This is a genomic window from Candidatus Poribacteria bacterium (assembly GCA_026706025.1).
Classification (GTDB): Bacteria; Poribacteria; WGA-4E; order WGA-4E; family WGA-3G; genus WGA-3G.
Genome location: JAPOZO010000088.1, coordinates 14,834 through 28,286, shown reverse-complemented (window position 1 = coordinate 28,286; position 13,453 = coordinate 14,834). Strand labels below are relative to the sequence as shown.

The 13,453-nt window shown below is 49.2% G+C and carries 11 protein-coding genes; 3 read left to right on the top strand and 8 right to left on the bottom strand.

The genetic code is table 11. The annotated features are described in order from the left end of the window. Positions 1-7 precede the first annotated feature (7 nt). The 4 genes from OXH00_22310 to OXH00_22295 form a co-directional block, all read right to left on the bottom strand. Positions 8-829, bottom strand: a complete 822-nt coding sequence (locus OXH00_22310) for a glycerophosphodiester phosphodiesterase family protein (protein ID MCY3743758.1) — start codon at positions 827-829, stop codon at positions 8-10. A 129-nt stretch (positions 830-958) separates the two neighbouring features. Further along, entirely contained in the window at positions 959-1,969 is a 1,011-nt protein-coding gene (locus OXH00_22305; protein MCY3743757.1) for a hypothetical protein, read from the bottom strand. Positions 1,970-1,981: 12 nt separating this feature from the next. Beyond that, positions 1,982-3,025 (bottom strand): sugar kinase, encoded by a 1,044-nt coding sequence (locus OXH00_22300; protein MCY3743756.1) that lies wholly within the window; start codon positions 3,023-3,025, stop codon positions 1,982-1,984. A 3-nt stretch (positions 3,026-3,028) separates the two neighbouring features. Further along, positions 3,029-3,295: a hypothetical protein gene (locus tag OXH00_22295; GenBank protein MCY3743755.1), complete on the bottom strand. Its 267-nt coding sequence runs from the start codon at positions 3,293-3,295 to the stop codon at positions 3,029-3,031. Between the two features lie 420 nt (positions 3,296-3,715). On the opposite strand from OXH00_22295, the gene OXH00_22290 reads away from it, so the two are divergent. After that, positions 3,716-4,846, top strand: a complete 1,131-nt coding sequence (locus OXH00_22290) for a muconate cycloisomerase (GenBank protein ID MCY3743754.1) — start codon at positions 3,716-3,718, stop codon at positions 4,844-4,846. Here the strand turns inward: OXH00_22290 and OXH00_22285 are convergent. The 3 genes from OXH00_22285 to OXH00_22275 all read right to left on the bottom strand — a co-directional run bounded on the left by OXH00_22285 (position 4,791) and on the right by OXH00_22275 (position 7,407). Next, positions 4,791-6,050, bottom strand: coding sequence for an MFS transporter (locus tag OXH00_22285; protein MCY3743753.1), 1,260 nt, complete (start codon positions 6,048-6,050; stop codon positions 4,791-4,793). The two genes, OXH00_22290 and OXH00_22285, sit on opposite strands and share 56 nt — an antisense overlap. Before the next feature lie 23 nt (positions 6,051-6,073). After that, entirely contained in the window at positions 6,074-7,066 is a 993-nt protein-coding gene (locus tag OXH00_22280) for a molybdopterin-dependent oxidoreductase (protein MCY3743752.1), read from the bottom strand. Positions 7,067-7,209: 143 nt separating this feature from the next. Further along, entirely contained in the window at positions 7,210-7,407 is a 198-nt protein-coding gene (locus OXH00_22275) for a hypothetical protein (GenBank protein ID MCY3743751.1), read from the bottom strand. A 357-nt stretch (positions 7,408-7,764) separates the two neighbouring features. Here OXH00_22275 and OXH00_22270 point away from each other — a divergent pair, with 357 nt between their 5' ends. Both OXH00_22270 and OXH00_22265 read left to right on the top strand, forming a co-directional pair. Beyond that, a complete protein-coding gene (locus OXH00_22270) occupies positions 7,765-9,246 on the top strand; it encodes a sulfatase-like hydrolase/transferase (protein MCY3743750.1) in 1,482 nt (493 codons plus the stop codon). Positions 9,247-9,674: 428 nt separating this feature from the next. Further along, the gene (locus OXH00_22265) at positions 9,675-10,997 is read left to right on the top strand and encodes a hypothetical protein (GenBank protein ID MCY3743749.1); all 1,323 of its coding nucleotides are present in this window, start codon (positions 9,675-9,677) and stop codon (positions 10,995-10,997) included. A gap of 11 nt (positions 10,998-11,008) precedes the next feature. Here the strand turns inward: OXH00_22265 and OXH00_22260 are convergent, their stop codons facing one another. Beyond that, the gene (locus OXH00_22260) at positions 11,009-13,438 is read right to left on the bottom strand and encodes an ARMT1-like domain-containing protein (protein MCY3743748.1); all 2,430 of its coding nucleotides are present in this window, start codon (positions 13,436-13,438) and stop codon (positions 11,009-11,011) included. Positions 13,439-13,453: the final 15 nt, after the last annotated feature.

Sequence of the window (13,453 nt, the reverse complement as noted above, 5' to 3'; positions counted from 1 at the left end):
AGTTTACCTAATTGCCTTTGGGTTTTGCACCGAGCCGCCAATGTCTGCTGCACACCAATGGCCAATCCGTACAAATACCGTCTATTTTATTGGCGCGGGCTTCGTCCCAGATATCAGGTCGATTCTCGCCAATGTGCAAGGCGAGCCAGACTTGTTTACCGAGTTGACGAGCCTGTTCCATCGCTTCCGCACTCGGAATGAATCGCACCCACAGGCAATCGGCGAGCGGATCGCGCAAGGCTGTGGCAAACTGATCGGCTTCACTATCATTTAGATACACTGTGGTCCGCAGCTTGGAGTTGGCTTGTTTGAAACGGTGACTCGAATCGCTGGACTGACCGAAGGCGAAGAGTTGATCGAACAGTTCGTATTTTTCGACGAGCCGGACGATGTTCTGCTCAATCCCTGGCGAGATGACTTTCATATTCAGTGCGATGGTTACCGGTGTTCGTTGACGTTCACGAATGAGTTTGAATACTTCTTCCAATGTCGGTACCTTCTCGCCAGTGAAACGCCGATCGAACCAACTTCCGGCATCCAGTTTACGGATTTCTGCCAACGTCATTTCGGTCACTTCACCGGTGCCGTTAGTCGTTCTATCTACAGTCTTGTCGTGAATGACGACAAGGTGCTCGTCGCGTGTCTGATAGACATCCAATTCGATTGATAGACCCAATGCAATAGCGGCGCCAAAACTGGGCAAAGTGTTCTCAGGCGCGTGCTGCACCAAACCGCGGTGAGCAAGTAAAATTGGATCCCCGGGTAACTCGTTCGTCTCAGGCTCCGGCGCAGCAATCACACACATAAGCATCAGCATGTTGAAGGACATAATTTATCTCCTAATCGCAAATGAAGCCTGCAAGACACCGATTTTTCGAGGTGTCGAATCTGGATTTGTTGTCTCAGTTAACCTTGTTATCCCACGTTCTTAGAAAAAAAATACCTATAAGGACTAAAGTCACAGTTTAAGGGGTTGTGAAGTATCCTTGCAAAATGCCTTAACTCTCGGATGCTCCAACACTGCTGGGTTGAGAATATATGCCGGGGCACGTCCTTGAATCGCGTCTGTAACCTGCTCAATTGTCCGAAGATCCAACCGAATCCCGGATTCAACAGTCATGCCTGCATTATGATTCGTAGAGATGATACGCGGATGATCTTTATGAATCGCTCGTGTTCCGTTAACTGGGTCATCCACGACATAATACCAGAGTCGATTTTCACTAACAGCGCGGTTCGCTGCTGCATCGTCAACAAGGTTTCCACGTGACGGATTAATGAGCGAGGCATGCGGTTTCATGGCACAGAATTCCTCGTAGCCGACAACAGTATCCGCACCCGATAGGTGCAAAGATACGGTATCGCTCTCTTTGAAGAGGGTCAGGGGGGCATCAACAGCCTCCGCCCCGAATTCCGCTGCGAGTTCAGCGATATCCGGACGGACATCATAAACCAAGAGTCGCCCTTCCTCGCCGAGCAGCGGTCGCGCACGACGGGCAACCTCTTGCCCAATCCGACCGAAACCGTATAAACCGAGCGTAGAACCCATCACCTCATGGGTCTTGATAAGTCCAAAATCTCCGCTATGGGAGGCTCTATTGAGCGTGTAGACCCGCTTCATAGTTGCGAACCACTGCGCAATCGCATACTCAGCGACAGTGACCATGTGTTCAGGCGCGATTGTGACAATGACACCGGACTCCGTCGCCAAATCAACGTTAACAGTTTCGTATCCGACACCCCACCGCGCAATGATTCGGAGCGATTCGGCCGCTTCGTAGAAGCTTTCATGAAAGGGTACTCCGCCCGCGATCACGCCAACAACACCATCGGCGTGTTCCGCTGTCAGTTCCGGTGGATGGATACTCAACTCACCAAGTTTCTTCAAATCTGCCAACGCTGCCCGGCGTTTCGCAGTATCGAATTCGGTATTTTCAAAAATAGGAGATAGTAAAATTTTGGTTTCCATAGTTTTATGTGTTTAGCGACTGATGCGAACACCGCCCGCTTGCATCGCCTTCTCTGCCTCTTCTGCCGTTGCCCAATTGAAATCTCCAGGGAAGGTGTGTGCTAAGGCGGAATACCCACCAGCGAAATCGACTGCCTCCTGTGGCGATTTGCCGTTCAAGAGACTATAGATTAACCCTGATGAGAAGCTATCACCGCCACCGACACGGTCAACGAGTTCTAAGTTCTCATAGATACGTGACAAATAGAAGTCTTCACCATCAAACAAGAGCGTCCGCCAATCGTTGAGCCAACCGGTTTTGGCATCGCGTAGTGTCGTACCGATCATCTCAATATTCGGAAAAGCGTCTTTGACGCGCTCAGCAACCGCTTTGTAGCTCTCAGGTTCAAGTTTACTATAGGATTCGGTTGCCCCTTCCGCTGCGAAACCGAGCGATTTCTCAAAGTCTTCCTCATTACCGATGAGAACAGAAACATGCTCCATCATGGGTCGGTTTGCTGCTTGTGCTTCCTCCGCACTCCACAATTTAGAGCGGAAGTTCAGATCGTAACTGGTTTTGACCCCTGCCGCACGCGCCGCTTGAAGTGCTTCTGCCGAGACGGCAGCCGCGGATTCCGACAACGCCGGTGTAATCCCGCTGAGATGAAACCACCGTGCATTGGTAAAAATAGATGCCCAATCGATTTCACCGGGTTGCACTTTGGAGATTGCCGAGTATCCACGGTCATAAGTAACACTACTCGCACGCGGTCCCGCCCCCATTTCGAGGTGATAAAACCCGTTACGTTCAAAGCCGACACCGTCGAAGTCCACCCAGACGATGTTGGACATGTCGACCCCGAGTTCGCGTCCTTTGTTGCGGATGTAGCGACCCGACCAGTTATCCACGAGTCGTGATACCCATGCTGTCTGCAGTCCGAGCTGGGCAGCGTTGACAGCGACGTTCATCTCCGCACCGCCAGCCGTGATTGACAGCGATGTCGCGTTCTCAAGACGCATAAACTCTGGCGAGGTGAGACGAATCATCGCTTCTCCAAATGTGACTAAATCATACATATATCATTCTCCTGTTTTGATGTCTGTTGTATTCTGATATTCGTGATAAAGATTTTCAATACACTGCCCACAGAAACAGTAGACCCTGCCATATCCGCCGACCTCTTTTTCAAGCAGTTGGTTCATCGGGAACTCTTCTTGGCAAACCGCACAAAGTTCTATGGGGTCTTTGGGTTCATCCGTCTCATCCCCTTTTTTTTGCCGAGACGTGAGATGCAGAATCAACCAAACAGCGATCGGTGTGAAAATTACAAAAATAACAAATAGCATTGCGCGTTTCCTTCTAACAATCTACAGCAACTATAATGCTTATTACTATAGTTGATAACGCCGAAGATGTCAACGGAAATTGTCTAATAGCAGTCAGTTATCAGTTAAGAAGTTTCGGTCAGCGGTCAGAAAGTTTGCGAGTGTATCTAAAGCTGCGAAGTATCCTAAAGTTGTTAGCCACTTTACTCTCACTGCGAGGCATTTAAAACTTTCCGATAACCGATAACTGACAGCTGTCTACCTTTGGGAAATTGTTTTGATTAATTCGTGGTCGCTGTGCTAAAATATGGACAGGGCGTAAGTTGGGTAGAACCAGAACCTACTCATGGAGATCAATTTAGGGTTATTGATGTTTATGGGTTTCGCAGTGGTTATCTACGCGAAAATTAACTACAATAATAACAGGGATTCTATTCGCACATGCGTAAAATAGTACACGTAGACGTTTATCCGACTGCTGTCGGGATGAAAGATGTCTTTAATATCGGGACCGGCTTTGTCGGAGATACCGGCTCCGCAGGGGACCACGTCTTCGTCAAAGTCACAACAGACGACGGCTACGTAGGTTGGGGCGAACAACGCGCCCTCCCCTCGTGGAGTTACGAAACGACCGAATCCATCACAACTACTATCCGACACCACATCGCCCCGCTACTGCTCGGACAAGATCCACTGAATCTCAATGCCATCCATTCTGCTATTTATAACGCATTGAAACCTGCTGTCAGCAACGGACACCCCTTCGCAAAAGCAGCAGTGGATATTGCTTTGCATGATCTGTGTGGCCGCATCCTTGATGTTCCGCTACACACCCTCTTCGGTGGTAAACGCCACGACACACTTCCGCTCTGTTATGCCTTGAGTATTGATACGCCAGAAATAATGGGATTGAAGGCGAAAGCCTTGGCACCCTGTTCTTGTTTCAAAGTGAAAGTTGCGGGGATCCCCGCGGCTGATGAAGACCGCTTACGCGCAGTCCATGAAGCGATGCCGGATGCGAGGCTTTGGATTGATGCGAATCAGTCCTATACACCGTCTAATGCGCTGGAATTGCTAAAGCGTGTCGGAGACATCCGGGAAATTTACTGTATGGAACAACCCGTTGCGAGCCAAGACTGGTTCGGGATGAAACGGGTTCGGGAGGACGCACCCGTTCCGATCGCTATTGACGAAGGCTGCTTTACTTACTTCGACTTGGCGAAAATAGCGCGCTTGGAATGTGCAGATGCCGTCGTTTTGAAGGTGTGTAAATCTGGCGGTTTAGCGGAATGTCTCAAAAGCACTCATGTCGCCGAAGCCAATGCGTTGGAACTCCTCGGTAGCGGTCTGACGGAAGCCGGTATCGGTTTCATCGCCAGTGTTCACCTCTTTGCGACTTTGGATCTCGTACTTCCTGCTGAACTCAATGCCCCCGCCTTTTTGGAAACGATGGCGGTGTGTGGTGTCGAAATACACGACCATGTTGTGACAGTTCCGGACGGTCCTGGACTCGGTGTTACGCCTGATGAGGACTATATTGAGGCGAATCTCCTGAAGATCGATTATTCTTAGATATAATAAAGACTTCAACAATAATAGCGATAAGGATTGCCACTGCACAGAGCAGATACGGACTCTGTGTCCCGAATCTCGAATCCGCCAGAATGCCCCCTAAGAGAGGTCCCAACAGAATCCCTAACCCCAATATCCCCTCATGCCATCCGCTCTTATTCCCCTTGTCCGCATGCCGATCCAAACCGTAGTAGAGGCTACTGAAATAGGTGAAAGCGGCAGACACGCCGATAACCCCGAACGCGAATACCCAGAGAGTCGTGTGTTGGATTTTCCATATTCCGAGAAAGCTGACAACTGCCAACACCTGAACGATCAATATGGGGGCGAAACGGTAGTGCCATCGGGTCGAGTAGCCACTCCCAAGCACAAGAAAGGCTAACGTCTGCATACCGCCAAGTGTCAACATCAGGTTGCCGAATGTTGTCGGCGGCATCCCCATTTCCTTCGTGAGTTTTGGCGCGAGGCGGCGCAACACGCCAAGCAGGAACCACGACGTGAAATTCGCGCACCGCGCAAGGTTAAGATAAGTCGTTCGCACGGGTTGAGGTGGATAAAGCGTTTCAGGCGGTTCCGAAGCGATTTGAGAGGCAGCATCGGTTTCTGGTACATCCGATGTTCGGAGAGTGTTCGCGACAATTGTCGCTAAGGTGAGTAAACTGAAGACCGCTGCGAGATAGAACGATCTAAACGGGTTCGTATCGCCATAGAGGTAACTTGAAAGTGCTGGTCCTAAAGTGACCCCAACGCTCCAGAAAAGGTTAAAGAGCATAACCCGTTGGATCAGTTGACCTTCACCTTCGCGTTCAGCGAGCCAGGCCTCATAAGCTGGCCAGAAAAGTGCCATACTGATGCCGATGCCCGGAAAAATAAGCATCAGGTGCAGGCTGTTTCGGCATAGCGGTAGCGCGATACTAACAGCACTGAGCACCAGACACGCTGCGTAAAGCACATATCGCCGCTCTATTCGATCTGATAACCGTCCGAACGGGATCGCAAGGACCACGAAGAAGGCAGTCATGACTGCTTTCAGCATGCCTAAAAAGGTTGAGGAGAGTCCTAAGTAACTGGTATAAAAGGAGGTGTTGGTGATGATGCCGCTAAAAGCGAGATCGATGAGTAGGACAGGGAGATAAACTGTAAACAGTTGGCACATTTTGGCGACGATCGCCAGCCAAAACTTGCCCGACCAAAGTTGGCGCATATTATATCGTTCCGCACCGGATGTTAGGGTTCTACAATCTTCGCATCAATCATGTGGTAAGGTATCGCACCAACTGGTTCCACTTCAATACCGATTTCGTCTTGTATGAGACCGCTATTCGCAGTGGCTCTTGCATAGATTTCGACGGGATTCGCTTCCGCTGGGACGTGCCAATCCCATTTCCAGAGTACCCACGCCAGTGGTGTATCCTTCGCCCAAATTTCTGCCTCTTGCCATGTTTGTCCGAAATCAACGCTGACTTCTACCTTCTTGATACCGCCGTGGTTGCCCGCATCAAACGCCGCGCCGCTGACTGTGTAAACCTTGCCGCCAATGATTTCCTCACCCTCACTCGGAGTCCCAATCATTGTACCGAGTTTCACATTCGCAATCGGATCCCAGCCCTGTTTCTCCCAATAACTTTCATGCGCTTTCGCCAAGTGGATATTCACTATCCATTTCGGGTTTTTCGTGCCGTAGTGTCCCGGATTAAGGAGTCGGATAGGAAAGCCGTGTTCCGTGGGAAGTGGTACCCCATTCATTTCGTAGGCGAGGAGCGTCTCTTCGCCCATCGCATCTTCGAGTGGAATTGCTGTATGATACCGATCCGCACAACGGAAAACAACCACTTTTGCTTCGGGTTTGGGTTCGACTTTCTCAAGCAGGTCCCGAAGCCGAACACCTTTCCAATTCGCATTGCTCATCTGTTCCGTGCCAATCGGGTCACCGATACATTTCAAAGTCCGCATCGCCTCAGCGGCTTCCATCGCTGTGATATCCGCAAGTCCTAAGGAGAGCGGCTGTTTCTCGATTAAGCCAGTGATTGCCATCCGCCAATTCTTCGCGTCAAGGACGGCAGGGTTACCGATCTGCAAAATATAGAAGTCAGCGTTGGGAGTAATCAGCGTACTCGGTTTAAGGAGCGGTTTCGCTGCTGCGTTTCCTTCCAATTGAAGGGGGAGTACCATCCCTGCGGCACTAATCGCGCTCAGTTTTATGAACCTGCGTCTTTTCATTATTTTAATTTTCCTTGCGGTTCGGTCAGCTGGGTTTGAGACCTTCGTGTCGCTCGCCGTATATCCGCTTTCCACTTCGTTTCAAGCTACGTGTGCTTCTGAAAAAGCGGGTTATAATATACCGCCTGCCTCTTTGCTGACTGTTATTTCTCTTTCTGCTTTTTTCTCCCACGCATCCGCATCGTGATTTTTACGACACCTCTCACCATGATCGCTGTGCCGAGACATAGTGTTAAAGGCAACCCCCAATGCCAGTTAAAGAAAAAGTAGGCGATGAAACTGGCACACATCACAACAATGAAGGTGTTCAGGAGTTTTTTGTTTTCATACCATTTTTGCATCTGTTTATATTTTTTTAAAGCGTATTTCTAAAATTATTGGGTGGTAGGTGCAATTGCCGTTGCACCTACCGCGGCACTGCTAACTGGGATTACCAGTTGATCAGTTATTAAAGTATATCACATAAATTCATTAATGTCTACATAAATTTTTTGTTGATTTTCTTTTGAAAATCCCGTATAAAGTCAGAACTGAGATATTCGGTTATCGGTAATAGCGACATCGACTGCGTGTTGATTGCTGACGGCTGATGGCTAACTTGAAAGATGGGTTGCATTCTACACGAAAAAGTGCTATGCTATCCGTATATTTCAGACACAAACCAAAGCGCATTTTCTCTGAAAGGACGGGAACACCTCATGGCAAAACAACCGAATATTCTTCTTCTCATGACAGATCAGCAGCGTTTTGATACTATCGGTGCACTCGGCAATCCTATTATTCAGACCCCGGCGTTGGACCGAATTGTGCGAGACGGTACAAGTTTCACTTCAACCTATTGTCCGTCGCCTGTATGTGTTGCATCGCGCTGTAGTTTCCTACTTGGACAATGGCCGCATCAGACAGGCTGCACAAGCAATTCCGCAATGCCCCAAGATCGTGTCTCAGTAATGGAGCTGCTCAACGATGCAGGCTATCAGACACACGGGATCGGCAAGATGCACTTCACGCCGCAAGGGCGTAAAATGTGGGGATTTGAGACGCGAGACTATTCCGAAGAGGGTCCCGGTCCTGACGATTTCACGGTTTCTCTGGTTGAAAACGGTTATGACCACGTTGTGGCACCGCACGGTGAGCGGAGTGAATACTATTATATCCCGCAGCCCTCACAACTCCCCGGGCGGTTACATCATACGCAGTGGGTAGGCGATAGAACGCTTGAATTCTTCTCACAGCGCGATACCGACCGCCCATTTTTGTGTTGGAGCAGTTTTATTAAGCCGCATCCACCGTTTGAATCACCAGTGCCGTGGAACAGGCTCTACCGAACCGTGGAGATGCCGTTACCGTTTCTGCCAGCAGATTACGAGCACCTGCATACCTACTGGAACCGCCATCAAAATCGTTACAAATACCGCGACCAAGGACGAGATATGAATCTCCTTCGGACAATGCGTGCCGCTTACTATGCAGCCATCTCTTTCATCGATTATCAGGTCGGGCGCATCCTTGACTACCTTGAATCGGAAGGCGAATTGGACAACACGTTAATCCTTTACACTTCCGACCACGGCGAATTGCTCGGCGATTATGACTGCTACGGTAAACGCGCCTTCCTTGATGCGGCTGCTCGGATTCCGTTGCTTGTCCGTTATCCTGAACGTTTTGAGACAGGCGCGCAGTGTGACACACCAGTGAGTCTTGTTGATGTGCTACCGACCTGTCTCGGTGCAGCGGGTTTGCCATCACAGACGGATCGCAGCGGAACGGATCTCGCGGCACTTGCTACCGGAAATGCGCAACGGGATACGATTATCGGTCAACTCGGACAGGAAAATACAGGCCTCTATATGCTCCTAACCAGCGACTACAAATACATCTACTCTGCTGCTGATCGGCAGGAATGGCTTTTCAAGCGTATGCAAGGCAGACTTGACGAGCGGAACCTCGGGGGTAATCCTGGGTATGGCAGGGTGCTGAACGCTTATCGAAAACGTTTGATTGAATGGCTCCGCGACGACGGCTATGAAGTTCCTCTTGACGGTAATAGATGGCGAGACTTCCCGCCACCCGTTGAACCTGAGAATCCGGACGCTGGGCAACTCTTCCAAGATGGACGTTCTGTGAGCGATCAGTTTCCACCGGGGTATTCACCGAGTGTGGACACACTTAGAAATTGAGTGCGAGGCAATAATTGAAGTCTGTTCACCCGGACAGGTTAAAAATTTTCGATCTATAGGCAATACGGCGATCTGAAATTGACGGGTAGTGCAATTTTTGCGTTATATACTACAATTCTTGCGTGTCACTCACAATTCTTACATACTCATAATAGAACGGGAATTGTGAATAGCATCCGGGTTTTTAGCAGCGGTAATCCGAGTTGCTTCCTTTGTTTTAGGCGGATGACGATGAAATATTCTCAGCGTTTTAGATGTTGCAATACAAACATGTCTTTGGCATGAAATTTGCTTAGTGCTTAGGTAATTGTCGTGTTGAAGCATATTAAAATTAATAATTACGTATTATTTGAAACGATTTTTGTGATTTTCCGTTTTCTTTAAAAAAACAAGTTCGGACATGTTACCTATACATACAATCTTGAATTATGCCTATTCATCGCGCTATTAAAACGTTAATTTCAAAGGCAGGATGGCACGCCTATAACATTTATCGTAAAGGTGTACACTACCATTCACAACTGTCGCAAACCGCTGCGTTATTAGATGCGCCGCGCGAAACTATTGAAACATTTCAGGCAGAGCGTTTGAAAAGACTCCTCCAGCACGCCTACCAGACAACACCTTATTACCGTGAATTACTCAAGACGGAAACGCTTGATATATCGCAAATTCCGCCACTTGAGAAACAGGATATCCGGGAACAATTCGAGAGACTCTGTTCTACAGTCTTCACAGCGGAGCAACGGATTGAGAACGCTACGGGTGGCTCAACAGGTACGCCACTGAAGTTTTATCAGGATAGGAACTATTGGAATCAACGAAACTTGAGTGTCTACTATTTCGATCGATGGGCGGGATGGAATTTCGGGCAACCGCAATTGATTATCTGGGGTGCTCCGGTAGATTTGGAAGACGATGGACACTGGAAGCATCGGGTCAGCAACTTCTGGCGGAATCAGTATTGGCTCAACGGGTTTCACCTTACAGAAAAAGCGATGCTGGCGGCGTTTGAACAGATGAATCAATCATCCCCTCAGACCATCCTCGCTTATCCGTCATCACTTTACCAATTTGCTGCGTTTCTTTCAGATAATGGCTTGATCCCGCGATGGAATTTGAAGGGCATTATATCTTCCGCTGAGATGTTACACCCACATTACCGCGCCTTAGCCGAGATTGTTTTCAAGGCGAAAGTCTATAATCGCTATGGTGGACGGGAAGTCGGGTTAATCGGAATGGAATGCGCAGAAGGCAGGATGCATATCAACTGTCGCGATATTTACCTTGAAATAGACAGTCCCGATCCATACACTGAACCCGGAGAGATTCTCGTCACGCAGCTGAATAATTATGCTATGCCGTTTATTCGGTATCGGATTGGAGATGTCGGTATGCTTTCAGCCGAGCCGTGCCCCTGCGGTAATGCGTTACCTGTTTTGGCTGAATTGCTTGGACGCACCACTGCGACTTTCCGTACGAGAATTGGGACATTGATACACGGTGGCTATTTTACACGACAGTTCTACGGGGTCAAAGGCGTGAATCAGTTCCAGATCATCCAAGAGACCCTTAAGCATTGTGTCTTAAAAGTGGTTGTTAATAGGCAGTGGACAGAGTCAACACGCCGTTACCTCGTTCAGTGTATCCAGAAGGCACTCGGTGGAGATGTCGTTGTCACTGTGAAATTTGTAGACTATATTCCGATTCCTGAGTCAGGAAAGCGGGAATACACGATTTCAAAAGTATAGGTACGCGGACTTTAGCTTTCCGTCGTCCATTCCCGACAAATATCCAACAAAGGCGCGTCCCGTTTTGTGCCTGCTGGCACATAAGCCAAAATCATCCCATCAATCGGCAAATTCCGATCCGCCACAACACCGGTACTCCGTTCTGCTGTCAAACCCTTGGAAAGTAGAAGATAGAAGGTATCCTTTCCCCATCCCGGTGTGGTATAGAAATTCCCCTGTCCTTTTGAAATAACAAGATCTGCTCCTGACAGGGCGTTAATGAATTCTGGAGTCGCCTGATAGAGATTGCTCCCGATCGTTACCGCACCTGACGACAGCAGTTGGAGCGTACCGTCGCGAAGGGCTGCCTGAAGTTCCTGAAATTGTGGATAGTTGATGATTGTATGCAGGTCTGCCACCGTCGCGTCGTTACTGGCGTTGTCTGCTTTCCCAACAACAGAGATCTGGTGTCCAGACACGACAAGATCCTGAATGAAAGCGATGTCAAATATTACTTCTCCGTCATTATCAGCGAGCCAGAGAATGTGCTGCGGTGTCCCTTCAAGCACTTTTTCGCGGAATGCTTCGTAACAGTCAATAGTGAAACGGGTTTCGACCGCTGCGCGTAGAGCTTCAGAAAAGTAATCGGGATTCGCTTTTAATTTTTTAACAACTCGCTCGCTGCTATAGTCGATGATATTTCCAGCGACAACCAGTTTTAGACGTGTCAGCCAATTATTATCCCAAAACTCCGGCAGTAGGTCGAGCGCAGTCTGCCGCGCTTTGAGTTTATCATGATGATATGGATTCGGATTGCCGGTATGGAGTGCTACCAACTCGAAGATACTTCCCCAGAGTTCTTCTGGTGTGAGCGATTCAATGAGGTAATCAGAGTTTGCGCGTCGCAGATCCAAGAGGGTCTTTACAGCATCGCAAGTCGTCTGCTGTAACTGCGGATCGCGCGTCGCACGCGGAATGAGTTCCGCAGCACTATGCGATTGTACGTGTTGCCGGAGGTTCTCCCAATCCGGTAATTCCTTCTTTTCTCCGAAAGTGAAGACCCCAGGAATGTAATCCGACGGCACAATCTGATCGAATAGTGGCTTTGGTACAGCAGGCGGGACTTGTGCGGGTGGGACACCGAGCGTCCGATCCGTCAGAACGACACTGGACGGAATTACGGTTCCGCGCGCCACAATTCCCGAAAGTTGAACATCCGTGCCGATGCACGCTGCATCGAATGTAGCGTTTTTGATCGTGCTGCCTGTCGCGAGTCCACGTACGGGTGCTGCCAGTGTTTCTGGGAGTGGGTTTGGTTCAAAGGTCGTATCGTTCGCGGAGACATCCTGCAATCCGACAGCGTTTCCTACCCTTGTTGCACCCAGCAACGTAACGTTTTCAAGTCTACAATAGTCGCCAACCTGCACCTGTTCACCGAGATGCACCCTACCGATAAAATAGCACGCCGTACCGATCTCAATATCATCACCTGCCAATGTTATCTGGGCATTCGGATCGACGCGAACGCCTTTTCGCGCCAGGGATTCCCGAACCTGTGCATACAGTGCTGCTTCGCCCGATAAAACATTCGACCAGCGGTTCACGCCAGACAATACTTCGCCGCGATAGATAAAGGCGTTCGTTTTCAGCCCGTCTTCGTAACAGTGGCGAATGAGATCGACGTGGTGGAGTTCGTCGTTCCGATTTGCGTGGGGTTCCAACCGATGTATCCGTTCTAACAACACACTTTTCCGAATAAGTGTGATACCTGTGTTAGTATATGCTTCACCATTGTGCCAGCGGTCCCACATCTCCTGTTTTTCGGCTTCTGTCATATCGTACCACTCTTTGGTCCGTGTGAGTCTGCCTTCAGCATCAAAGAAAAGTCCGCCCTTATCCTCAACAGTTTCAGGGATTTTGCCGCAGAGTGTAACATCCGCACCGGAGAGAAAATGTGAGAGCAGTGTCTGTGCGAAAATCTCGCGCTCCAAAAAGGGTTCGTCACCGAACGCTACCCCGATCCACTCAGCGTCGGAGTCTCGAAGTGCTGGAAGAGCTGCTTGCAGCGCGCCACCCGTGCCGTTCATCTCTTCTTGAATACAAAAAGTAGCATTGGGACCTAACAACTGCTCTGCAGATTCGTTGTTCTCAATACGCGATGCCATCTGTGAATTGATGACAACAATATCAGAACGACTGCCGGGCAAGTAACGTCGTGCGTGTTGGAGCGTGTTCTGTTCCCCGAAGGTGATGTCCAACGTTTTGCTCAAACGTCCCGTGGGATCAATCCGCGTGCCTTTACCAGCAGCGAGGACTACCCATTGCGGTGTGAGTTGGTGTTCAAGTGTGTCTGCGGGAAGTGTGGAAAGGAGATTTTCAAGTGCAGTAGTATCTGCTGAAATCGCAGCAAGTGTATCTTCTATATTACAACCGAGGAGGTTTTCAAGGAGGTGTGTTTTCATTTAGTCCTTACTATC

Bases quoted from the DNA above. Each gene is read 5' to 3' on its own strand.
- OXH00_22310 (MCY3743758.1), bottom strand. From the start codon at position 829: ATGTCCTTCAACATGCTGATGCTTATGTGTGTGATTGCTGCGCCGGAG.
- OXH00_22305 (MCY3743757.1), bottom strand. From the start codon at position 1,969: ATGGAAACCAAAATTTTACTATCTCCTATTTTTGAAAATACCGAATTC.
- OXH00_22300 (MCY3743756.1), bottom strand. From the start codon at position 3,025: ATGTATGATTTAGTCACATTTGGAGAAGCGATGATTCGTCTCACCTCG.
- OXH00_22295 (MCY3743755.1), bottom strand. From the start codon at position 3,295: ATGCTATTTGTTATTTTTGTAATTTTCACACCGATCGCTGTTTGGTTG.
- OXH00_22290 (MCY3743754.1), top strand. From the start codon at position 3,716: ATGCGTAAAATAGTACACGTAGACGTTTATCCGACTGCTGTCGGGATG.
- OXH00_22285 (MCY3743753.1), bottom strand. From the start codon at position 6,050: ATGCGCCAACTTTGGTCGGGCAAGTTTTGGCTGGCGATCGTCGCCAAA.
- OXH00_22280 (MCY3743752.1), bottom strand. From the start codon at position 7,066: ATGAAAAGACGCAGGTTCATAAAACTGAGCGCGATTAGTGCCGCAGGG.
- OXH00_22275 (MCY3743751.1), bottom strand. From the start codon at position 7,407: ATGCAAAAATGGTATGAAAACAAAAAACTCCTGAACACCTTCATTGTT.
- OXH00_22270 (MCY3743750.1), top strand. From the start codon at position 7,765: ATGGCAAAACAACCGAATATTCTTCTTCTCATGACAGATCAGCAGCGT.
- OXH00_22265 (MCY3743749.1), top strand. From the start codon at position 9,675: ATGCCTATTCATCGCGCTATTAAAACGTTAATTTCAAAGGCAGGATGG.
- OXH00_22260 (MCY3743748.1), bottom strand. From the start codon at position 13,438: ATGAAAACACACCTCCTTGAAAACCTCCTCGGTTGTAATATAGAAGAT.